We start from the raw sequence: 22,120 nt of genomic DNA, 5'->3' as shown, positions 1-22,120 counted from the left end.
ACGAGATGAACGGTCGGCGGGCCGACGCGGAAGAGTCGCTGGTGCGCATCCGTGACCTCGCGGGGCGCGCACGCGGCACGGGATTTCTTGCCGACGACCACGGCACCCTGATCACCAGCCACGAGGCGGTCGACGGTCTGGCGCGGCTTGTCCTGCACGCAGCGGGCGAGCTGACCTGCGTCGTCGGCGCGGAGAACGTCACGCCCCTGCCCGAGTTCGACCTGGCCCTGGTCCGCACCGAAGGGCTCGGCGTCCCGCCGCTGCCAGTGGCAGCGGCCGTGCGCTTCGAGGGCGGCAGGGAGGTCCGGCTGCGCACCGGCCGCTGGCACACCGCCCGCATCGTCGGCGATGTCCCGGTCACGTATACGGCGACCGACCGCTTCCACCTGCTGGGCGCGGCCCTGGAGCTGTCGCTGTCCGAGCGGGCCGGGCTGCGCCTGGGCGACGAGGCCACGGGCGGCCCCGTCTTCGACGCCCGTACCGGGGCGGTCGTCGCCGTCCTCGGTACCGCGCTGCAGGCCGAACGCCGGGCCGCCGGCTTCGCGATTCCCCTGCGGGCCGCGGCAGCGGCCGCGCCCGGCGGACCGCTGGCCGAGCTCCTCGACCGCAACTCCGCCACGGTCCCCGCCTTCGGCCCCGACCTCAACCTCGCGGGCGCGCTGCAGCTCACGGCCACCGCCCTGGGCTCGGTCGTCACGCCGCGCGCGTGGCGCGAGCCCGTGGAGCGCCCGGAGACCGAGCGCGAGTTCGCCCGCTTCCTCGATGTGGAGCCGGGCGAGCCGGGGAGCGGGGCCCGCGTCCTCGGGCTGGTCGGCGACCCCGGCACGGGCCGCACCACCGAGCTCGGCGCGCTGGCCGGACGGCGGGCGCGCGGCGCCGAGCCCGCCCCGACGATCTGGCTGCGGGGCGCGGACCTGCAGGTGGGGGACGAGAGCGTACGGGACGCGATCGCCCGGGCCCTGGCGGCGGCCGGGCGCATCGTCACCGCCTCGGCGGGCCCCGCGGGCACGGTCGGGGACACCACCGACGCCAGCCCCGAGGACGTCGCGGAGCTGGCCCGCCGCATGGGGCGGCCCCTGCTCGTCCTCCTGGACGGGCCCGAGGAAATGCCGCCCGTCCTCGCTCACGGGCTGCCCGAGTGGACCGCGGCGACCACGCGCTGGCTGCGGCAGACCTCGGCCCGCCTGATCGTCGCCTGCCGCCCCGAGCACTGGGAGAGCGCCGGTGCCCTGTTCCCGGCCGAGGTCCTGCACGCCCCCGGCGGCCCCTGCGCACCGCTCCCGGCGCCCGGGCGGCGCGCCCTGCCGGCCTGCTGCCGGCTGCCCGGGCTGACCCCGGGCCAGGCGGCCGAGGCCCGGGCGTCCTACGGCATCCCCCCGGACGCGATCGACCCGGCCGACGCGGGCCACCCGCTCGCCCTCCGGCTCCTCGCCGAGGTGCGGGCCGCCCTTCCGGACGGCACGGTGGGCGTCGGCGGCACCGGTGAGGCCGCCCCCGGCCGCTGGGACGTGTTCGCCGCCTACCTCGACCTGATCTGCCTGCGCATCGCCGTACGGCTGGCCGCCTCCCGCAGGCCGCCCCTGCGCGGCCCGGCCGTGCGGCGGCTGGCCGCCCGGGTGGCCGGGCAGGTGCACGAGGCCGCCCGGCGCTGCCTCGGCCCGGGCCAGGGGGAGCTGGAGCGCGAAGCCTTCGAGGAGCTGTTCCCCTGGCGCACGGGCTGGGCCTCCGCCGTGCTGACGGAGGGCCTGCTCGTACCGGCCGGTTCCGGCTACCGCTTCGCCCACGAGGAGTTCGCCGACTGGCTGCAGGGCACCCACCTCGACCTCGACGCCGCCCTGCACGCCCTGGTCCACCGCTGGTACGAACCGGAGGGCCCGCCCGCCGAGGCCGCCGTGCGCCTGCCGTCCCGCGCGGGCGGCGGGCCGATGCCCGCGGCCGAGGGCCATGTGCCGCCCCCGCCCGGCTCCGGCGGCGCCGGGCGCCCCGGCGCCGCCCGCCGCCGCAAACGCGGCAGCGCGGCCCCGCAGGAGCCGCCCAGGCCCCTGCCGGTCCCGCGCCACCGCATCGGGCCCGTCCTCCAGGCGCTGCTCCTGCTCGCGCGGCGCTCAGGGCCGACCGAGCTCTCCCGCCGGCTCAGCGCCCTGGTCCACGCCGTCGAGACGCTCTCCCAGCGCGCCGAGGCGGCCGAGGCCAAGGAGCAGGGCGGCAGCCGCGTGGTCAGCGACCCCTCCTGGTGGGCCGCCCACCTGCTCGGCGAGGCCCTGCTGCGTGTCCCGGACGCCACGCCCTACATGGGCGTACTGCGCCTGCTCGCCGAGCGCGTCACCGCCCGTTCCGTCGCCATCGGGGGCTTCGACAGCGCCGCGTCCGCCACGCTGGGCGGGCTCGCCGAGTTCGGCCCGTGGTTCTGGCTGCGCCTGCCGCTCGGCCTCGCCGAACGGCTGGAACTGCTGCGGATCCTGATCCCCGCGGACGCACCGCCGCCGGGGGCGGCGCAGGAAGCCGCCACAGCCGCACTGGAGGCGGGCCCGGCGCCGGACGCCGCCGACGCCGTACCCCAGGGCACGGCGAGTGCCCGGCCGGGCCCGGCCGGACCCTCCATGGAGCAGGACGAGCACGGCCGGGCGCCCGGCGATGCCGTAGCCGGTGCGGAGGACGTCATCGAGGCGCACGGCATCGCCTCGCCGGAGGTCACCGAGGGCGCCCGGGTGCCGGGCCGGGCGGAGGACACCGGGGAAGTGTGGTTGCCCGGCCAGGTCAGGGGCGCCGGCACCTCGCGAGCCGGGGGCGTGGCCGAGGGGCGCGCGGGAGCGGGCGGCGCGGGCGCGCCGGAAAAGCCGGCGGGACGGGTGCCCGGGCAGGCGCGCGGTGCGGGGGACGATGCGCAGCCCTCCGCGGTGCCCGGCGAGGGCGTGCAGGAGAACGCCGGCCGAGGGGAGAGCTCTGCGCGGCCGGACGGTGCGGGTGCGGACCGGGCCGCCGGGCTGGCGGGGATGGTGTCACCGGATGGGCGGGGGGCGGCGGAGAGTTCTGCGCAGTCGGCCGGTATGGATGCGGACGGGGCCGCCGGGCGGGCGGGTTCCGTGTCACGGGACGGAGTGGGCGCGGCGGAGAGTTCCGCGCGGTCGGACGGTGTGGATGCGGACGGGGCCGCCGGGCGGGCGGGTTCCGTGTCACGGGACGGAGTGGGCGCGGCGGGGAGTTCCGGGCGGCCGGACGGTGCGGGTGCGGACGGGGTCGCCGGGCGGGGGAGCAGCTCCGTGTCATCGGGCGAGTTCGGCGCGGCAGAGAGTTTCGCGCAGCCGGACGGTGCCGCCGCGGACCGGACCGGGCGGGCGAGCGGCTCCGTGTCATCGGACGGAGTGGGCGCGGCGGAGAGTTCCGAGCGGCCGGACGGTGCGGGTGCGGGGCGGGCGGCGGGCGGGTTCGTGTCACCGGAGGCGTCGGGCGCGGCCGGGGGCCACGGGCTGCCGGACGACCACGCGCCGCGCCGCGGCCGGGGCCGGGCCGCCCGCCCCGGCGCGGCCCGCCCCGGCTGGTCGCGGAGGACCGCCGCCCCGGGCGGCGCGCGGAGCGCCGACGCCTCGCCGTCCGCCGACAGGACCGCGCAGCCGCAGGCCCAGGCGGCCGCCGCTCCCCAGTCGGACCGCTTCCTGACCGCGGTCGCCGCGCTCATGAGCGAGCACCCCTGTGCCGCCCAGCCCCTGCTGTGCCGCTGGTTCACCGACGAGCGGGCCCTGCAGACCGTCCCCATCGGCGGCCGGGTGCGGCCCACCGTCGCCACGGCCGCCCAGGCCCTGCTGCACACTCACCGCCGGCGTGCCATCGACGACCTCGCCGAGGCCCTCGTGGAGGCGGGCCACCCCCGCGCCGACGAGCTGCTGGCGGCCCTCGCCGAGGACGAGCCCTCCGCGCTCTGCCGGGCCGTGGACCGCTGGGCCCACGACGACCGCGTCGAGCGTCACGTGGCGGCCGCCGCGTACGGGCTGCGGACGGCACCCCACGTCACCACCGACGCCGACCGCGAACTGCTGCGCTTCTCCGCCCTCGCCCTCCTCGCCCGCCCCGCCGAAGGCGCCCTGCACGGCACCGCGCTCGCCCTCCTCGTACGCGACAGGGGCACGCGTGCCAAGCACCTCCCGCAGGCCCTCGCGCGCTTCGCCGCGGCCGACCCGCACCTGCCGCCCGGCGTTCTCGCCCCCGCCCTGAGCACCCACGCCGACCTCGTGCTCGGCGCCTTCCAGGCGCGGCTGTACGAGCCCGGGGAGCGGCCCGCCGCCGTTCTGCGCACCCTCGCCGAGGTGTCCGCGCCCGCCACCCTGGCCCGCCGCATCGCCACCCTCGTGCGGGAGCACGTCGAGCACCGCCCGGAGGGCGCCGAGAACGCCGCGGCCTTCATCGACCGGCGCCTGGAGGACGGCCCCGCCGCCCGTGCGGTCCTCTTCCCCCTCGTGGTGGACCTGCTGCGCAGCTGTCCCGCCCAGGTCCGCCGCGCCCTGGCGCCCGTACTGGCCGACCCGGGCACCCCGCTGTCCCGCCCACTGCGCCAGGAGTTGCTGGAGGTGCTGATGGAGCGGGAGGAGTACGGGCCGTACGAGCGCGAGGTCACGGTCCTCGACGCGTTGTTGCGGGCGGTGGCCGCCGGGGCCGCGGAGCGCTCGGAGGGCCGTACCCGCGACCTGGTCCACCGCACCGGCCTGCTGATGGCCCGTACCACCGAAGGCGCCGCGTGCTTCGACCGGCGGCTGACGCAGCTCGCCCGCGAGGTCCCGTTCTTCGGCGCCCAGGTCCGCGGGTGGCTGAAGTCGGCGCCCGCCCAATGGGCCGTCGTGGTGGGCCCGAGCGCACGGATCAGGCTGACCGCCGGGCGGGAGAAGGGGGGCGCGCGGGGCCAGGGAGAGGGAACGGACCCCGCGGACCCGGCGGACCTGACAGCCGGTGCACCGGCCGATGCAGGACGTCGCCAACCGGCATGGCACTCTTAGACCTGCGTCATCAGACAGACAAAGGTTCGGGTTCGGGCGAGGAGCGGGCACAGTGCAGCGCTGGCGTGGCTTGGAGGACATCCCCCAGGACTGGGGGCGCAGCGTCGTCACCATCGGCTCGTACGACGGCGTGCACCGCGGGCATCAGCTGATCATCGGCCGCGCGGTGGACCGGGCGCGCGAGCTCGGCGTGCCCGCGGTCGTGGTGACGTTCGACCCGCATCCCAGCGAGGTCGTCCGGCCCGGCAGCCACCCGCCGCTGCTGGCGCCGCACCACCGCCGTGCGGAGCTGATGGCGGAGCTTGGCGTGGACGCGCTGCTGATCCTGCCGTTCACGGCGGAGTTCTCGATGCTGTCGCCCGCCGACTTCGTGGTGAAGGTCCTGGTCGACAAGTTGCACGCGCGGCTCGTCGTCGAGGGCCCCAACTTCCGCTTCGGCCATCGCGCGGCAGGTGACGTCGACTTCCTCAAGGAGCTCGGCGCCACCTACGACTACGGCGTCGAGGTCATCGACCTGTATGTGACGGGTGAGGCGGGCGGCGGGCTGCCGTTCTCCTCCACCCTGACCCGGCGCCTGGTCGCCGAGGGCGACGTCGCGGGCGCCATGGAGATCCTCGGCCGTCCGCACCGCGTCGAGGGCGTCGTCGTCCGCGGCGCGCAGCGCGGCCGCGAACTCGGCTTCCCGACCGCCAACGTGGAGACGCTGCCGCACACCGCGATCCCGGCCGACGGCGTCTACGCGGGCTGGCTGACGGTCGAGGACGAGGCGATGCCGGCGGCGATCTCGGTCGGCACGAACGTGCAGTTCGACGCGACCGAGCGGACGGTCGAGGCGTACGCCATCGACCGCGTCGGCCTGGAGCTGTACGGCATGCACGCGGCCGTGGACTTCCTCGCCTACCTGCGCGGGATGGAGAAGTTCGAGTCCATCGAGGCGCTGCTGGAGTGCATGGCGGACGACGTGAAGCGGGCGCGGGAGCTGGTGGCGGCGCACGAGGCAGCCGTCGTCGCGGGCTGACGATCGTTACGTGGAAGGGCCCCGGGCGCGTTCGTCGCGCCCGGGGCCCTTCCACGTATGTGCCTACTGCTGGGGCGGCATGGACCAGCCGTCCTGCTGGGGGTACGGGCCGGGCTGGGCCTGCGGCTGGGCGGCGCCGTACGGGTTGTACGGGACCTCGGGCGCGGGCGCGTAGCCGCCCGGCACCGGGGGCGCCTGATGGGGCGCCGCGTAGAGCCCCTGTTGCTGCTGGGCCCGGACGAAGTCCTCGGCCACCATGGCGGACAGGTGGAAGTAGGCCTCGCGGGTCTTCGGCCGCATCATGTCGAGGTCGACCTCCGCACCAGCGGCCAAGTGCTCGTCGAACGGCACCACGACGACGCCGCGGCAGCGGGTCTCGAAGTGCGACACGATGTCCTCGACCTTGATCATCTTTCCGGTCTCGCGCACACCCGAGATGACCGTGATGCTGCGCGAGACCAGCTCGCCGTAGCCGTGCGCGGCCAGCCAGTCGAGGGTGGTGCTTGCGCTGCTCGCGCCGTCGACGGACGGCGTGGAGATGATGATCAGCTGGTCGGCGAGGTCGAGGACCCCGCGCATGGCGCTGTAGAGCAGGCCGGTGCCGGAGTCGGTGAGGATGATCGGGTACTGCTTGCCCAGCACGTCTATGGCGCGCCGGTAGTCCTCGTCATTGAAGGTCGTGGAGACCGCCGGGTCGACGTCGTTGGCGATGATCTCCAGTCCGGAGGGCGCCTGCGAGGTGTAACGGCGGATGTCCATGTAGCTGTTGAGGTGCGGGATCGCCTGCACCAGGTCACGGATGGTCGCGCCCGTCTCCCGGCGCACGCGGCGGCCGAGCGTGCCGGCGTCGGGGTTGGCGTCGATCGCGAGGATCTTGTCCTGCCGCTCGGCGGCGAGCGTCGAGCCGAGGGCGGTGGTGGTCGTCGTCTTGCCGACGCCGCCCTTGAGGCTGATGACGGCGATGCGGTAGCAGGAGAGCACCGGCGTGCGGATCAGCTCCAGCTTGCGCTGCCGCTCGGCCTCCTCCTTCTTGCCGCCGAACTTGAAGCGGTTCGGGGAACTCTGCTTCTTCGGCTTCGGCTTGCCCTTGAGTAGCCGCTCCGAGGACAGCTCCACGGCGGCCGTGAACCCCAGCGGCGCCCCGTGCACGGAGCGCTGCCGCTGCTCGGGCGCCACGCTCGGCCAGCCGCCCGAACGGGGGTCGGCGGGAGCGGCGCCCGCGCCCTGCTGCGCGGCGTACGGGGCGGGGTAGGCGTGCGGATCGCCGGGAGCGGCGCCCGGGTAGGCCGCCTCCGGCCCGGGGCTCACGGCGGGCGGAAGCGCACCGGGATGCCCCTGCCGCGCCTGCGGCCCCTGCGGCGCCGCCTCGGCACCGGGGTGAGGCATTCCGGGCTGCGGGGTGCCCTCCGGGCCGGGGTAGGGCATGCCCGGATGCGGGGTGCCCTCCGGGCTGGGGTAAGGCATGCCCGGCTGCGGGGCGTACGGGCCGGGGGCGCCTGCCTGGAGCTGTCCGGGCATGGGTTGCCCGGGCATCGGCTGTCCGGGCATCGGCTGTCCCGGCATGGGTTGCCCGGGCATGGGCTGTCCGGGCATCGGCTGACCCGGCACAAGCTGTTCGGGGAACGCGGCCGGGGGCAGAGCGCCGGGCTGCTGACCGGCGGGTGCCCCCGCGTCGGGCGCCGGGGTGCCGGGGGCCGGGTACCCGTAACCGCTGGGTGCGCCCGGGTGCACGGGAGCACCGGGTACGCCCGGGCCGGGGTACCCGAAGGGCGCTCCCGGCGGAGCGGGCGGCACGGGGGCACCCGCAATGCCGGGCTGCGGGTAGCCGTAACCGTCGCGGGGCGCGGCGGGATCGGGGTAGCCGTAACCGCCCTGGGGGGCGGGTGTGTTCGGGGCCGGCGGGGTGGGGGTGCCGGGGGCGTTCGGCGCGTCCGGTCGGGGGTGGCCGTAACCGTCCTGGGGCGCCTGAGCGTTCGGCACGTCCGGGCGCGGGTAGCCGTAACCGCCCTGCGGGGCGGGCGTACCCGGGGTCGGTGGGGTCGGCGTGCCGGGGGCGTCCGTGGTGGCCGGGCGCGGGTAGCCGTAACCCGCGCGGGGGGCGGTGGGAGCGGGATAGCCGTAACCGTCCTGCGGGGCGGGCGTGTTGGGGGCCGACGGGGCCGGGGGAGTGGTGGCGTGCGGGGTCTCCGGGGCCGGGTGGCCGGGGGCATCCCGGGGCGCGGGTGCGGCGGATGCGGGGTCCGTGACGGCTGCGGGGGCGCCCTCTTCCGGCGCGGCCGTGGCCGCGGCGAGGTCGCTGTCGGGCCCCGGCTTCTCCTCCGCGCCGGGGCGCGCGGACCGGTCGTCGTCGCCGTGCGGAGCATTCGCGTCCTCAGGCCCGGGCGTTGCGGCGTCGGCGTCCACGTCCGCCCGGGGCGCCTCGGGCGCCCCGGGGCCGCGGTCGTCGCTCTGCGGCGCGGCGGCGGGCTCGGAGGCGCCCGGCGTGCCGGGGTCACCCGCGACGGCCCCCGCGGCACTCTGGCCCAGGTAGCCGTAAGCACCCTCAGGCGCCGACCCGTTGGCCTGGGCCCCGGGAGCGGGGTACGCGTAGCCGCCCTGCGGCGCGGCCGCTGCCGGGGCGTCCGGGTGCGGCAGGCCCTGGGCCTGCGGCGCCGACGGCCACGCCGCCGGCGGAGTCGCGGGCGGGAAGTCCGGCGGGAGCGGCGGCAGGGAGACCTGCGGCACCGGCGGCGGGGTCCACGCCTCCGCGGGCGCGACCGGCGCGACCGGCGGCGTGGCACCCGGTGACTCCGCCGGGCCCGCACCTGAGCCGTCCCGTTCGCCGCCCTCGCCGGAATCACCGTGCGTCGCCGCAGCTGAGAACCGCATCGAGGCCGGACTGTTCACCTCGTCCTCGCCCTCGCCCGAAGCGGGCGAACGGGGCGATACCGGCGCAGCCGGGAGCGGCTCGCCGACAGGCGGCGGAGGTGCGGCGGTCGCAGTTCCGCCGACCGACGGCGTGCTCTGCGTGTACCACGCGGGCGGCGTGTAATCGATGGTGAACTCACCCGTGTGTTCGGGCTCGTGCTCGTGTTCCGGCGCGTGCGCGGCGTCGGACCGGTCCTCGCCGGCTGTCTTCCCGGCCGCGCGGATCTCGTCCCGATCGCTGCTCACAATGCCTCCTGCTGGTGTGGTCCGGCGCCCATGGACTCATCTGACGGGGCCGACCGTTCCTGACGCCCCGATCGCCCGGGTTTCCCCTCTGTCGCGTGATCTGTCACGGGACAGGACTGGCATCGGGTTCTCCAGTGCGTACGTTCATACAGACTAATCGTCATCCGCATCGCTGCGGCAGGCCTGCCCCGTTCCGCTCACCGCACCCCGGCGGAACAAGGCTTCCCCGAGCGGTTCCCGCGACACGGGAGCGTCACTCCATGCGCCGGGCCGCGCCCAGGAGCCCCGCTTCCGGCTCGGTGGCTTGCGTGGTCACGTACGTCCGCGCCGAGCGCGTGCACCACAGCGTGACCCCGTCCGGCAGGGTGGACAGCGCCTCGACATCGTCGGGCGACAGGCTCATCGTCCGGCCGATCTGCCGCGCCTCGTCCGGGGCGACCCGCTGGACGCCCACGAGGTCCGCCTGGGCCATCAGCCGAGGTGTGGCGGGGCTCGGGTAGGGGAGCAGGGTCAGCACGGACTGCCAGGGCGCCGAACCGGCCCGCCCGCGCGGGGGCCGCGCCCCGCAGTCGCGGACGACGAGCACCGGACTGTGGAGGGACGGCCCCTGCGGCGGGACCCGGCCGACGTCGTGCAGGGTGATGGACTGCTGCCCGGTGTTGGCCGACTGTGCGAGCGCGGTCCACAACTGCCGCCGCCCGGTCTCCACCGCGACCCGCGCGCCCGTACCGACCGCGCGCAGCGCGATGACCTGTGCCGTCCAGGCGCCGCCGACCAGGACGACGTCGAACGCCGTGGGACGGCCGAGCCCGAGCACGGCCGGCGCGCCCTGCTCGTCGGAGCCGATGACGACGCCGTCGTCGCCGACGGGCAGGGCCAGCGCCTCGAACTGCTCCGGCGACACCTCGTGCCGCCCGCGCCGCGGCCCGATCAGCCCGAATCCCAGGCGCGGCCGCCGTACCACGGGCACAGGACTGCCGGGCGCAGGGCCTGCGGGCGCATGACTTGCGGGCACAGCACTGTCGGGCACAGGGCCTGGGGGCGCATGGCCTGCGGGCACATGGCCGCCGGGCACATGGCCTGCGGGCGCACGGTCTGCGGGCGCATGACCCGCGGGCACAGGACCTGCGGGCACAAGACCGCTGGGCCCGGCCGCGGGCGCCACCGCGGGCGCCACCGCGGGCTCCACCGTGGGCCCGGCCGCGACCGTGGGCCCCGCCGCCGGGCCGGGTGACGGCGTCGCCGTCTGCGGGGGCACCGAAGCGGGCGTGCTCATCAACGAGTCCCTCCCAGAGGCAGCGTGGCGAGGACGCCCGGCACCTGCTCGTGGTCCAGCCGCACCAGACCGACCTTCACCGCCCGCGCGGCCCGCTCCAACTCGCGCCGGACCGCACCCAATTCATCCGCACTGCGTCCGCATATCCGCACATGTCCCGTCATCGTCGGTGCATGCCGGCCCGCCGGGGCCCCACCGCGGCCGAGCGTCAGGCTCAGTGTCGTCGACAGCGCGGGCAGCGACGTGAGCAGCGCGGCCAGCTGCGGCAGGGCGACGCCGCCCGCGCCCAGGCGCGGCCAGCGGCTCACCCAGTACGTGGTGTGCCACCGGTCGTCGCACCGCCAGGCGCGGGAGCTCTCGACGGTCCGCCGTACGGGCGTGCCCGTACGGCCGGCCTGGGCCGTGGCGGCCGGGTTGACGTCGGCGGCCATCGCCAGCGCGGCCGTCAGCCCGTCCTCGGACAGCAGCGTCGCCGCGAAACCGGCACCCCGCAGCCGGCTCGCCAACTGGCCGGCGGCCCGCAGCACGCACCGGCGCGCCCCCTCGGCGCCACCGCCGCGCGCCTCGACGGCCCCCGGACACAGCTCGGGATCGAATTTGAGCGCCACCCACGTCTGGCGGACGGCGGGGGAGCCGGTAAGGGCCTGCAGCGGCGTGTAGTTCCGGGCGGCCAGTGCCTGGCCGGGCAGGTGGGGGGCCGGCGCGGGCAGGGTGCTCTGCACGACCTGCACCGACTCCAGCACGATGCCGTCGACCTCCATGGCGTCCCGCAACAGGGCGAGCGGCAGCGCCTTTTCCACCCTGTTCGCGCGCAACGGCCTGTCCACGGCGTCGACGCGCAGCACGGCCGTCAGGAACGTGCCGTCCCCGACGAGCCCCACCGAACGCCGCTCGCGGTCGGTGAAGGAGTCGGTGCGCAGCGCCGGTTCGCACTCCACGACGGGCGCCAGGCGCGGATCGGTGCCCGTGGCCACCGGTTCGGCCGCGGCCCTTCGCAGGCGCCGGCGCAGCGCCGCCGCGGCGGTCAGCCACTCGGTGACCGGCCGCCGCCCCCGGCGCACGAGGGCCAACAGGAGCAGCACCACGGCCAGTACCACCGCCGGCGCGAGCAACAGGCCGCCGGCGACCCAACCGGCGAGCACCACGGCCGCCGCCACCTCGACCAGCACGAGCTGCTGCAGCCGCACCGGCCCCAGCGCGCCCCGCCCCGGAGCGGACCGGGGGACGACCGCGTCACCGGCCCCCGGGCCGTTCGAGGCCCGTACGCGCGTCGCGGCAGCCATTACCGTCAAGCCCCCTCAAATATCCCTCAATGCACGCTCGGGAATCGGCCGTCGCCTCTGCCGGTACCGTCCCCCGGCGACAAGTGCCGATCACCTACGGGCATAGTAGAGGCTCGGTACGACACCGGGCCCGATAGGGCGGGCCCCGGCCGGCCGAGGCGAGGCCGCAGCGAATACGGGGGAGAAACGGCTCGACATGGCATCACGGCGGGACGAACTCAACGCCTACACTTTCGCGAAGAAACGGACAGTTGCCGCCTTTCTGCAGCCCTCGCCCAGCGGTTCGGAGGAGGGTGCGCCGCGACCGCTGCGCACGGTCCTGCCCGGCATCGTCGCCGGCGCCCTGCTCGTCGCTGGGTTCGGCGCATGGGGCGTGTTCAAGCCCGTCGCCCCCAAGGGCTGGGACGACGCCGAGGCCCACGTCATCGTCGGCAGCGACTCCACCACCCGGTACGTGGTCCTCACGACGGACGGCAGGAAGCAGCTGCACCCCGTCCTCAATCTCGCCTCCGCCCGCCTCCTTCTCGCCCCCGGCAAGGGCCAAGTGATCAAGGTCCGGGAATCCGAGCTCGACAACGGCCATATTCCGCGCGGCCCCACACTCGGCATTCCGTACGCACCGGACCGAATGCCCACCGCCGCCCAGGCGGGCAAAGAGAAGCAGTGGGCGGTCTGCCAACAACCCGGCGGCAACGGTAAAACCACTCAAAAGGCGGTTTTCCTTTTCTCCGCGGGGGATCCGAAGGGTAAGCAACTCAGCGGCCCGCAACGCCTGCGCGGCGGCCAGGCCCTGTACGTACAGGGCCCCGACGACGCCCGCTACCTCATCGACCCCAAGGGCACCCGCTACCTCCTCGGCGGCGCCGACTGGAAGAGCCAGGACACCGCCGACCGCAACCTCCTCCTGCGGGCCCTCTTCCACGACGGCGCACAGCCGCAGCGCGTCACCAAGGAGTGGCTCGGCACCTTCGACGAGGGCGCCCCCATCACCTTCCCCGAGATCAAGGGCAGCGCCGGCGCCCCCGCGGGCGTGCCGACGCTCAGCGCCAAGGCAAACCGCGTCGGCATGATCCTCCAGGCCCCCACCGGAACGACCACCCAGCACTACGTCGTGCTGCCCGGAAAGGTCGCCCGGGTCTCGGAGTTCGTCGCCAAGCTCCTCCTCAGCAGCCGCACCCTCTCCTCCCTCGGCCAGGCCGGCGCGCCCGAGCGGGTGAGCGCCGCCGACTTCAACCCCGACGCCGACGAGTTCCACGGCTCCTCCCACTGGCCCGCGCAGGTGCCGCGCCAGGCCAACTCCACCGACCCCCTGGCCGGCGGCGACGCCCACGACACCGTGTGCAGCCTCTTCGGCGGGCTGGACGCCGACGGCACCCCCGACCTGGGCGTGTGGGCCGGCAAGGACTACCCCGCGACCATCCCCGACGGTGCCACCAGCGCCTACGTCACCCCCGGCTCCGGCCTCCTCTACCGCCAGGTCACCGGGCGCCAGACGCACAGCGGCGCGGTCTTCCTCGTCACCGACACCGGGCTGCGGTATTCCGTCCAGACCAACAGCGACAGCGCCACGGCCCAGTCGAGGATCGGCCGGGAGCCGGCGGCCGGTGCGACGCCGGACGCCTCGGAGGGGGCGACGGCCGCGCCCGCGCCCGCCGAGGCGGACCAGGCCCGGGCCAGGCTGGGCTACCAGAACGTCAAGCCCGTCGCCGTACCCGCGAACTGGTCGCAGTTCCTGCCGACGGGACCCCGGCTGGACACCAACAGCGCCAAGCAGCCGCAGGGTTCGTAGAGGGACGCCCGTATGCGAACCACAGCCATGCTGACAGCAGCGCTCCTCGCGACGCTCACCGGAGCCGCGGCCGCAGCCACAGCCGCCGCCGGGGACCGGGCGGGAGGCACACCGGAGCGCGCGGCCGCGGACGAGGCCGCGGACGCCCCCCTGACCGCCCGCCCCGCCCTGGACGGCAGCGGCGAGTGCACCTACCCCGCCAAGCCCATCAAGGGCACCCCCTGGTCGCTGCAGCGGGTGCTCCTCGACCAGCTCTGGCAGGACACCAGGGGCCGCGACGGCCAGGGCCACCCGGTCCGCGTCGCCGTCATCGACACCGGCGTGGACGTCAAGAACCCGCAGCTGAAGGACGCCGTCGACGCCAAGGCCGGCTCCGACCTGCTCTCCGACGCCAAGGACGCCGACAAGGGCCCCACCACCGACCCCGTCGGCCACGGCACCAAGGTCGCCGGCATCATCGCGGCGCGCCCCTCCGCCACCAGCGGTTTCGTCGGGATCGCCCCGGAATCGGTCATCATCCCGATCCGGCAGAACAACGAGAAGGGCGCCGGCACCTCCCGGACCCTCGCGGTCGGCATCAAGCAGGCCGTCGACGCCGGGGCCCGCGTCATCAACATCTCCCAGGACACCACGACCCCCCTGCGCCCCGACTCCGACCTGGAGCGCGCCGTCGAGGACGCGCTCGCCCGGGACGTCGTCGTGGTCGCCTCGGCGGGCAACGACGGGGCCGACGGCAAGTCCAGGGCGACCTACCCGGCCGCCTACCACGGCGTCCTCGCCGTCGGCGCCTCCGACCGCAACAACGAGCGCGCGCCGTTCTCCCAGTCCGGCGACTTCGTCGGCGTCGCCGCGCCCGGCGTCGACATGGTCTCCACCGTCCCCGGCGGCGGCCAGTGCGTCGACCACGGCACCAGCTTCGCCGCGCCCTACGTCGCCGGGGTCGCCGCCCTCATCCGGGCCAAGCACCCGGACTGGAAGCAGCACCAGGTCGTCGCCCAGATCCAGCAGACCGCCGAGCGCGCCGTCAACGGCCGCGACCGGCACATCGGCTGGGGTGTCGTCGACCCCGTCCGGGCGCTCACCGAGGACGACCACCCCCTGGACCGCGTCACCACCCCCCAAGGCCCGGCGCACGCAGTCGCCGCCCCCCGTCCCGCGGCCCTCCCCCTGGGCGAGACGCCGCGGGAGCGACAGGCGCGCCTGGCCACGTACACCCTGGGCGGCACGGCCGCCCTGGTCGCCGCGATCGCGGGTTCGGCCGTGGTCGTACGAGACCGTAACCGCCGCCGCCTGCCCTGAAGGAGCGGCACCGCATGAAGGAACCCATGACTCAGCCAACACCCCCACCCGGACCACAGCGCCCGCCCCAGGTCTGGGACACGCGCTTCGACCAGCGGCAGACGGGTCCGCCCGGCTTCGGACCGGCGCCCGTCTTCGGCCCGCCCCCGCAGAGCTCCGGCGGCGGCTCCCCGACGCGTGGTTCCGGCAAGCTCCGCAAGGCCCTGGCCATCGGGCTGGGGTTGCTGCTGGTCGCCGGTGCGGGCACGGGCGGCTGGCTGCTGTGGGGGCGGGACGGAAACGATTCCGCCCACAAGAAGAAGGGCCCGGCCCAAGCCGTCGACGCCAAGCTCGAGTGGGTGATCCCGATGCCCTCGCCGGACAAGGAGCATGCCCAGCGCATGGCCCCGGCGTGGTTCGTGAAGGACAACGTCGTGATGTCCACGCAGAAGACGGTGACGGCCTACAACGTGGAGACCGGCAAGCCCAGCTGGACCGTTCCCGTCCCCGGCTTCGCCTGCAACCGCTCGCCGGAGCCGGACGGCGGCATCGCGGTGGTCGTCTACGGCAAGGGCGAGTTCGAATGCGACCTGGCGATGGCCGTCGACCTGGAGCGCGGGCGCACGCTGTGGTCCAAGGAGCTCACCGACTCCCGCGGCAGGAAGGACTCCCACGACACGGCCAACATCTCCTTCTCGCGGGGCGTCGTCACCTTGTCGAGCGGGCTCGAACCACGCGTGTTCGATGCCCGCAGCGGAGAGCGGCGCAAGCCCCTGGACTTCGGCTGCCGGCAGCAGGGCGCGGTCGCGGACGGCACCCAGCAGCTCACTGTCGCCCAGTGCCAGATCTACGGGCGCCAGTTCGTCATGAACGTGGACCCGAGGACCGGCGTGGAGAAGTGGACCTGGAAGGTCCTCGACGGCATCACGGTGCTGAACGTCCTCTCCGTTCAGCCTCCCGTGCTGGCGGTGGCGCGGGAGAACGATCACGACCCCTCGGATCTGGTGGTGCTCGACGACAAGGGCCGGCTGAAGAACCTGATATCCGTCTCCGCCGGCCCGTACGAATTCGGGGACTGCAAGCCGCGTCTGCTGGATTCCTGCCGCAGGGCGGTGACGGACGGGGACACGCTCTACCTGGCCACGCGCAGCGACAAGGTCATCGACAACGGCTCCAGCCCCAACGCCATCGCCTCGATCGACCTGAAGACGGGCAAGGCGCGCTGGACCGTTCCGCTGGCCGAGGACCGCACCAGCCGGCCCGTGGCGATGCACGAGGGGCGCCTGCTCGTCTACCAGCAGGCCACCCGGGACGAGAGCGGAAAGCTGCTGTCCCTCGACCCGGCCAACGGCGAATCCACGGTCTTCATGAAGCTGCCCCAGGACTCGGTGGAGCGGGAGTTCGGACTCCGCGGCGGTACCGCCTATTTCCGGGACGGCCGCTTCTACCTGGTCCCGGAAGAAGGCATGACGGCGACGGAAACGATGATGATGTCCTTCCACTGACCGGTGACCACTGATCCGCGAAGTCCCCGCCGAGAGCCGCAGAACGAGAACGCAGGAGCCCAGTCAGTGTCCCAGCCGCCCCAGCCACCGCAGTACGGCTATCCACCCCAGCGCCCGTCGACGCCCATGCCGCCGCTCGCGCCGCCGTTCCCCCAGCCCTCCGCGGCATCCCCGGCACCTCCCGGCCCCGGCCGTCCCGCATGGCGCAAGCCGGCCCTCATCGGCCTGGTCCTCGCCCTCGTGGTCGCGGCGGGCGGCTGGGGGCTGTGGTCGTTCCTGGGCGGTGAGCCGTCGGGGAAGAAGAAGCCGGCCGAAAGCGCGAAGACCTCCGCCGGATCGGTGGTGTGGATGGCGGATTCCCGCACCAAGCCCGACGACAAGAGCATGAAGGAGGCGCTCGGCACCTGGTTCACCTCCTCGCTCGTCGTCAAGGCCGAGCCGGACATGGTCACGGCCTACGACATCAAGACCGGTGAGAAGAAGTGGTCGTTCCTCCTCATGGGCTCGCTCTGCGCGGCCTCCCGGGAAGCCGAGGGGAACGTGGCGGTCATCGCCGTGGAGTTCGAGAATGTCTGCACCCACCTGATGACCTTCGACCTGCGTGACGGCCACCGGACCTGGGAGGAACTCCTCGTCGAGAAGAAGGAGGCGGGCGACGCACTCGATCCCCGCAAGTGGGGCAAGAGCGGTCCCGAGATCGCCCTCCACGCCGGCCATGCCTACGTGACATGGGCCACAGGCGAGCAGACGCGCCGTCTCAGTGACGGCAAGCGCGTCGAGGAGCAGAAGCACGACGCCTGCGAAATCGTCGACTCCGCGGGCGGCGAGCGGCTGATATCCATCACCTACTGCGACGGCACACGCGACATCAAGCTGCGCTCCCTCGACCCGAGGAAGCTGGACAAGCCCAAGTGGAGCCGGACCATCGACCGGAACGACGGCTTCGTCACCATCATCTCCACCAATCCGCTGGTCCTCAGCCAGGCCCCCGGTAAGGGCGGCGCCGATGCCCGCTACGACTTCGTCGTCCTGGACCCGGACACCGGACAGGAGAAGGCGCGCGTCGCCTACAACAGCTACTGGCTCCTGGGCAGTTGCTTCCTCCCGATGTCCGGCTGCACCGGCGCCCTGGTCGACAAGGGCTCCCTTTACGTCGCGGGCAAGGGCGTCACCGCGGCCTACAACCTGGCCGACGGCAAGGAGCGCTGGACCTACAAGGCCGACGCCAACCGCTACACCACGCCCGTGGCCGTGCGGAACGGTCAGGTCGCCGCCTACACCGTCGCGACCCCCGACCGCCGCGGCCGGACGACCTACCTCGACGCCTCCACCGGCAAGCCCGTCCGCACGGTCGAGCACTCGGACCGCGACAAGGACCGCAAGAACGAGGCGATGATGTCCAGGATCGAGGGCTTCCCCCGCCTGGTCAACGACCGCCTCCTCCTGATCAACGACGGCGGTTTCGCGGATGACCAGGCCGGAATGATCTACGCGATCAGCGCCCCGGCGAACGACGGCTGACGCCCGTGGGGGCATGCACCCGCACGCCCCCACGTCGTGACATCGCCGTCAGGCCTCCTCGACCTCGATGTCGAACTCGCCGTCCCGTACACCCAGCACGAACGCGTCCCACTCGCTCTTGGTGTACCGCAGCACCGTGTCCGGGTCGGCGGACGACCGCATTCCCACCGCCCCGCCCTCCAAATAGGCGATCTCCACGCGCTCCTCCGAGGTGTCACCCGGCGCGCTGAGCCACTCCGCGCCCGAGATGTCCATGGCGTACAGAGCTTCCTTCTCTTCTTCAGTGGCCACTGGGCAGGGCTCCTCTTCCGATCTTCCGACGGTACGGGTGCGAGGCACCGCGGCTGACGCTAGCAACCGGCGAGGGCACGGCGGCGGGAGTTCGGTCACCTGCCCCCCGACCGACTGTATTTCCGTAGGACAGAAAGCCATTCATTCCATGACGCAACCGCCACCGTCCACGCCGGACGGACCCGCCCGCACGCCCCAGATCTGGGACACCGACATCGCCCGGCGCTCCACGCCGCCGCCGGGCTTCGGACCGCCGCCCACGCAATTCGGCGCGGCCCCCGGCGGGGGCGGAGCGCCGCACGGCAGGCGCAAGGCGCTGATCGTCGTCCTGGCGCTCGCGCTCATCGCGGGCCTGGGCGGAGGCGGATGGCTGCTGTGGGGGAGGACACAGAAGGCCCCGCAGCACCGGGCCGGGCCGTCCGCGCCGCCGCGCGTCGACACCCGCCTCGACTGGATGGTCCCCAACCCCGACAAGGACAAGGCACTCCCCAACCCCAAGCACCCGGCCACATGGTTCGCGCACGGCAACGTCATCCGCACCTGGGACCGGCAGATCACCGCCCTCGACGTCCGCCAGGGCAAGGAGCAGTGGAAGATCGCGCTGCCGGGGGAGCTGTGCTCGGCTTCGCGCAGGCCCGACGACGACACGGTGGCGGTGATGTACAGGAAGGACGGAGACGCCTGTACCGGCCTGATGGCCGTGGACCTCAAGAGCGGGCGGCAGAAGTGGGATCGGCGCATTCCGCTGCATGACGAGCGTTCCTCGGACTACGGCGACCCGCAGGTCGTGGTGATCAGGGACAGGGTCAAGGTCATGGGCCGCAGCGAGTCGGCGACCTTCGCGGCCGGTGACGGGGAGGTCCTGGAGCACCCCAGGCTCAGCATTGCCGAGAACTGCATGGAGGACCGGTCCGTGACGGACGGGAAGACCCTGCTCTCCGTGCTCCGGTGCTCCACGGCCAGCGACCGTGAGTTCGTCCAGCGCATCGACCCCGGTACCGGCAAGGAGGATTGGACCTGGAAGGTGCCGGAAGGCCTCACCGTCCGGGGAGTGCTCTCCGCGGATCCCGTCGTCGTGACGGTCGGCAGAACGGACACCCCGATCACCGCCACGGACCTGATCAGCATCAGCCCCGAGGGCCGGACGAGGGCCGTCATCTCCCTTTCGGACGACGGCGGCACGATCGACGCCGTCGTTCGGAAGGACACGGTCTACCTGGCGACCGGGGACAAGGAGACCGCGGCGAGCACCACGGAGAACCGCATCATCGCCGTCGGCCTGGCCAAGGGCGAGAAGCGCTGGGAGAGCAACGCCGGCGGCAACCGGGTCGGCAGACCCATCGGATTCATCGGGGACAAGCCGCTCATCTACCAGATGCCGCAATCGGGGGAGGGCGGAAAACTGGTCACCCTCGACCCGCGCGACGGTGCGGCGACCGTGTTCAAGCGGCTGCCGGCGGAAAGCTCCGAGACGGAACGCGCAGTCGCCGCTCTGGGCGAGGTGTATTTCCGCAACGACAGGCTCTTCATCGTTTCGAATGCGGCGCTCAGGAACGAGAACTTGATGCTGTCGTTCAGTTGAGCCACCGCCTTACTGCCCCCTTTGCCTCAGCCGACAGTTCACCGGAGTCCTCCGTGCCCCACCCACCGCAGAACCCGATGCCGCAGCCCCCGTCCCACCCCCTGCCGCCGCTCCAGCCCCCGCCCTCGATACCCTCACACGCGCCGGGCCGCGCCCCGGGGCCGCGAGGAGGGCGCCGCAAGGCCTGGGTCATCGGGCTGCTGCTCCTCCTGCTGCTCGCCGGCGGTGGCGCCTATGCCGTATGGGCCGGCCATGAGGGAGACGCCGAGCCCTCCGCGGCACACGCTCCGAGTGCCGTCGCCGCCGGCGCGCAGGCTTGGAAGAAGGCCGCCCGCACCGAGCCGTCGCCGAGCGCCAAGCACGCGTCAGGAACCTGGTTCACCCGGAGCACGGTGGTCAAGGCCGAACCCGACATGATGACGGCCTACGACCTGAAGACCGGCACGAAGCAGTGGTCCCTGGTACTCGACGGCGTCCTGTGCGCCGCGTCGAGGGACGCCGACGCGGACCGTGTGCTCATCGCCCTCAAGAAGTCGGGCACCTGCGATGCGATGACGGTCATCGACATCCGCCGGGGCTCCCGGCTTTATTCGCAGCCCATTGCCCTCCACACCATCGGCGATCCGGATCTGGACAACTTCCGGCCCGACAAATGGCAGGTGGAAATGGAAGTGGCAGTCAGTGGAGGTCACGGCCTGATCACCTGGGCCACGGGAGCCAAGGTCATCCGCCTCGGCGACGGCAAGACGGTGGGGGAATCGCCCGAGAAGGAGTGCCGCATCGTCGGCGCGGCCGGAGGGGCCCACCTGCTGACGCAGCGTCGCTGCGGACAGCGCACCACGGTGCGTTCGCAGAACCCGGACGCGTTCGACCGTCCGCGGTGGACATGGGAGGGGCGCGAGGGGGAGGACGTCGCGGGTGTGATCTCGACGAGCCCCGTCGTGCTGCTCATCAGCGTCGGACAGGCTCGCCCCCTGCAAGTGGTGGCCCTCGATGGCGACGGCAAGGAGCGCTCCCGCATCGAGCTCCGGCGCGACCACGAGACCAGCGCCTGCTCGTCCGGCATGAGCAAATGCCCGGAATATCTCGTCGACGGGGACACGGTCTACGTCGCCCGCAAGGGGTCCACGACCGCCCACGACCTGGCGAACGGTCGTGAGAAGTGGACGTACAAGGCCGACGCCAATCGGACGGCGTTCCCCGTCGCGGTGCAGGGCGGGCAGCTCGCCGTCTACGTCGCCGGGACCCCCGAGCGTGTCGGCGAACTGAGCCGCGTGTCCGCCCGCACGGGCGAAGCGGTCCGCACCACCCGGCTCGCCGACGACCTCCGAACGACCGAGTGGCGCCTCGCGCGCAAGGGCGCGGTCGCGCATCTCAAGGAGGGGCTGCTGTTGTTGGTCAACGAGGGTGTGCTGGATTCCGTGGACACGGACGTGGTCGTCGCGGTCGCCGCGCCCTGACGGGGACCGGCCGCGATCGAAGCCCCCTGACGGGCGTCGGACGCGACCGGCCGCCCGGGGTGGTGACAGTGGGGTCGACTAGATTGTCAGGTGCGAATTTCCAGGCCATTCGATGCGCCATCAACTCTGGGGGAAGGTGAAACATGTCGGGTATCCAGAAGATTGACGATGCGGCATTCATCGCGTTCGAGAACAGCATCCGCGAAGCGAGCGCGGCGCTGTCGTCGAACCTGAAGTCCTTGGTGAACGCCGTCGCTCAGGCGCAGGGGGCGTGGTCCGGTGAGGCCGCGAGGGCCTTCGTGAGCGCACAGCGGGAGCTGAACGACGACCACGACGCCGTACGCCGGCTGATCGACGGCATCCACGACGCGGTCGCCCTCACCCGTAAGTCCAGCCATGCCAACGACGCTGATGTCATGGCAAGTTTCAAGAGCATCGACGTCAACGGCTCGGCTGCGGGCGGCCACCTGGCCGCCGGCAGCACGCAGACCGGTCTGAGTGCCGGTCTCGAAAGCAGGATCGACGCCTACTGAGGCATCTGCCCGAGCGGCATTCCATTACCGAGTACGTGAGACGAGTGGGGGACGCATGTCCGGAAACGACGGAATTCTCAAGGTTCAGTACAGCGGGCTGGGCCACACGGCATCCGACATCAGGGCGGCCGCCAAGGTCGTGGACCAGCAGCTGGAGGCGATCTGGGCCGCGGTCAACAAGGTGACCCACGGCTGGGAGGGCGAGGCCTTCCAGATGATGCAGGCCGCCAAGCAGCAGTGGGACGCCCGGGCGAAGCACATCCAGTCGGTCCTGGATGACGTCGCCCGCAAGATCGACAGCGGCAGCGCGCAGTACCAGCACACCGACCGCAAGGCGGCCGGGCTGTTCCAGGGCCTCGGCGGCTGACCGGCGTCGCGCAAGGGGTGGGCGGCGCCCCGGGCGATCAGCGGAACCGCCATGTACGAGTGCAGCCCGGCCCGGCCCA

The 22,120-nt window shown here is 73.7% G+C and carries 14 protein-coding genes; 10 read left to right on the top strand and 4 right to left on the bottom strand.

What is annotated here, in order from left to right:
* The first annotated feature begins 5 nt into the window (after nt 1-5).
* Both AB0F13_RS11480 and AB0F13_RS11475 read left to right on the top strand, forming a co-directional pair.
* Complete coding sequence (locus AB0F13_RS11480; protein WP_362078903.1) at nt 6-4,985, top strand: hypothetical protein; 4,980 nt, start codon at nt 6-8, stop codon at nt 4,983-4,985.
* Nucleotides 4,986-5,037: 52 nt separating this feature from the next.
* Nucleotides 5,038-6,003, top strand: coding sequence for a bifunctional riboflavin kinase/FAD synthetase (locus AB0F13_RS11475; protein WP_362078900.1), 966 nt, complete (start codon nt 5,038-5,040; stop codon nt 6,001-6,003).
* A gap of 63 nt (nt 6,004-6,066) precedes the next feature.
* Here the strand turns inward: AB0F13_RS11475 and AB0F13_RS11470 are convergent, their stop codons facing one another.
* The 3 genes from AB0F13_RS11470 to eccE all read right to left on the bottom strand — a co-directional run bounded on the left by AB0F13_RS11470 (nt 6,067) and on the right by eccE (nt 11,715).
* Nucleotides 6,067-9,156: an SCO5717 family growth-regulating ATPase gene (locus tag AB0F13_RS11470; protein ID WP_362078897.1), complete on the bottom strand. Its 3,090-nt coding sequence runs from the start codon at nt 9,154-9,156 to the stop codon at nt 6,067-6,069.
* A 253-nt stretch (nt 9,157-9,409) separates the two neighbouring features.
* Nucleotides 9,410-10,126, bottom strand: a complete 717-nt coding sequence (locus AB0F13_RS11465; protein ID WP_362078894.1) for a hypothetical protein — start codon at nt 10,124-10,126, stop codon at nt 9,410-9,412.
* 305 nt (nt 10,127-10,431) lie between these two features.
* Nucleotides 10,432-11,715, bottom strand: coding sequence for a type VII secretion protein EccE (gene eccE / locus AB0F13_RS11460; protein WP_362078891.1), 1,284 nt, complete (start codon nt 11,713-11,715; stop codon nt 10,432-10,434).
* Between the two features lie 196 nt (nt 11,716-11,911).
* Between eccE and eccB the strand changes: the two genes are divergently transcribed.
* The 4 genes from eccB to AB0F13_RS11440 all read left to right on the top strand — a co-directional run bounded on the left by eccB (nt 11,912) and on the right by AB0F13_RS11440 (nt 17,808).
* Nucleotides 11,912-13,504: a type VII secretion protein EccB gene (gene eccB, locus AB0F13_RS11455; protein ID WP_362078888.1), complete on the top strand. Its 1,593-nt coding sequence runs from the start codon at nt 11,912-11,914 to the stop codon at nt 13,502-13,504.
* Nucleotides 13,505-13,516: 12 nt separating this feature from the next.
* Nucleotides 13,517-14,803, top strand: coding sequence for a type VII secretion-associated serine protease mycosin (gene mycP / locus AB0F13_RS11450; RefSeq protein WP_362078885.1), 1,287 nt, complete (start codon nt 13,517-13,519; stop codon nt 14,801-14,803).
* A 14-nt stretch (nt 14,804-14,817) separates the two neighbouring features.
* Complete coding sequence (locus AB0F13_RS11445; protein ID WP_362078882.1) at nt 14,818-16,287, top strand: PQQ-binding-like beta-propeller repeat protein; 1,470 nt, start codon at nt 14,818-14,820, stop codon at nt 16,285-16,287.
* A gap of 66 nt (nt 16,288-16,353) precedes the next feature.
* Nucleotides 16,354-17,808, top strand: a complete 1,455-nt coding sequence (locus tag AB0F13_RS11440) for a PQQ-binding-like beta-propeller repeat protein (protein ID WP_362078879.1) — start codon at nt 16,354-16,356, stop codon at nt 17,806-17,808.
* Between the two features lie 48 nt (nt 17,809-17,856).
* Here AB0F13_RS11440 and AB0F13_RS11435 read toward each other — a convergent pair whose 3' ends face one another.
* Nucleotides 17,857-18,099 (bottom strand): DUF397 domain-containing protein, encoded by a 243-nt coding sequence (locus AB0F13_RS11435; RefSeq protein ID WP_359372736.1) that lies wholly within the window; start codon nt 18,097-18,099, stop codon nt 17,857-17,859.
* Between the two features lie 148 nt (nt 18,100-18,247).
* On the opposite strand from AB0F13_RS11435, the gene AB0F13_RS11430 reads away from it, so the two are divergent.
* The 4 genes from AB0F13_RS11430 (at nt 18,248) to AB0F13_RS11415 (ending at nt 22,041) form a co-directional block, all read left to right on the top strand.
* Entirely contained in the window at nt 18,248-19,681 is a 1,434-nt protein-coding gene (locus AB0F13_RS11430; RefSeq protein ID WP_362078876.1) for a PQQ-binding-like beta-propeller repeat protein, read from the top strand.
* A gap of 53 nt (nt 19,682-19,734) precedes the next feature.
* Nucleotides 19,735-21,141 (top strand): PQQ-binding-like beta-propeller repeat protein, encoded by a 1,407-nt coding sequence (locus AB0F13_RS11425; protein ID WP_362078873.1) that lies wholly within the window; start codon nt 19,735-19,737, stop codon nt 21,139-21,141.
* 143 nt (nt 21,142-21,284) lie between these two features.
* A complete protein-coding gene (locus tag AB0F13_RS11420) occupies nt 21,285-21,674 on the top strand; it encodes a WXG100 family type VII secretion target (protein WP_362078870.1) in 390 nt (129 codons plus the stop codon).
* A 55-nt stretch (nt 21,675-21,729) separates the two neighbouring features.
* A complete protein-coding gene (locus AB0F13_RS11415) occupies nt 21,730-22,041 on the top strand; it encodes a WXG100 family type VII secretion target (RefSeq protein WP_362078867.1) in 312 nt (103 codons plus the stop codon).
* Nucleotides 22,042-22,120: the final 79 nt, after the last annotated feature.

The sequence above is a fragment of the Streptomyces sp. NPDC026206 genome, from assembly GCF_040638465.1.
Classification (GTDB): domain Bacteria; phylum Actinomycetota; class Actinomycetes; order Streptomycetales; family Streptomycetaceae; genus Streptomyces.
This window is presented reverse-complemented; position numbering and strand designations above follow the sequence as displayed.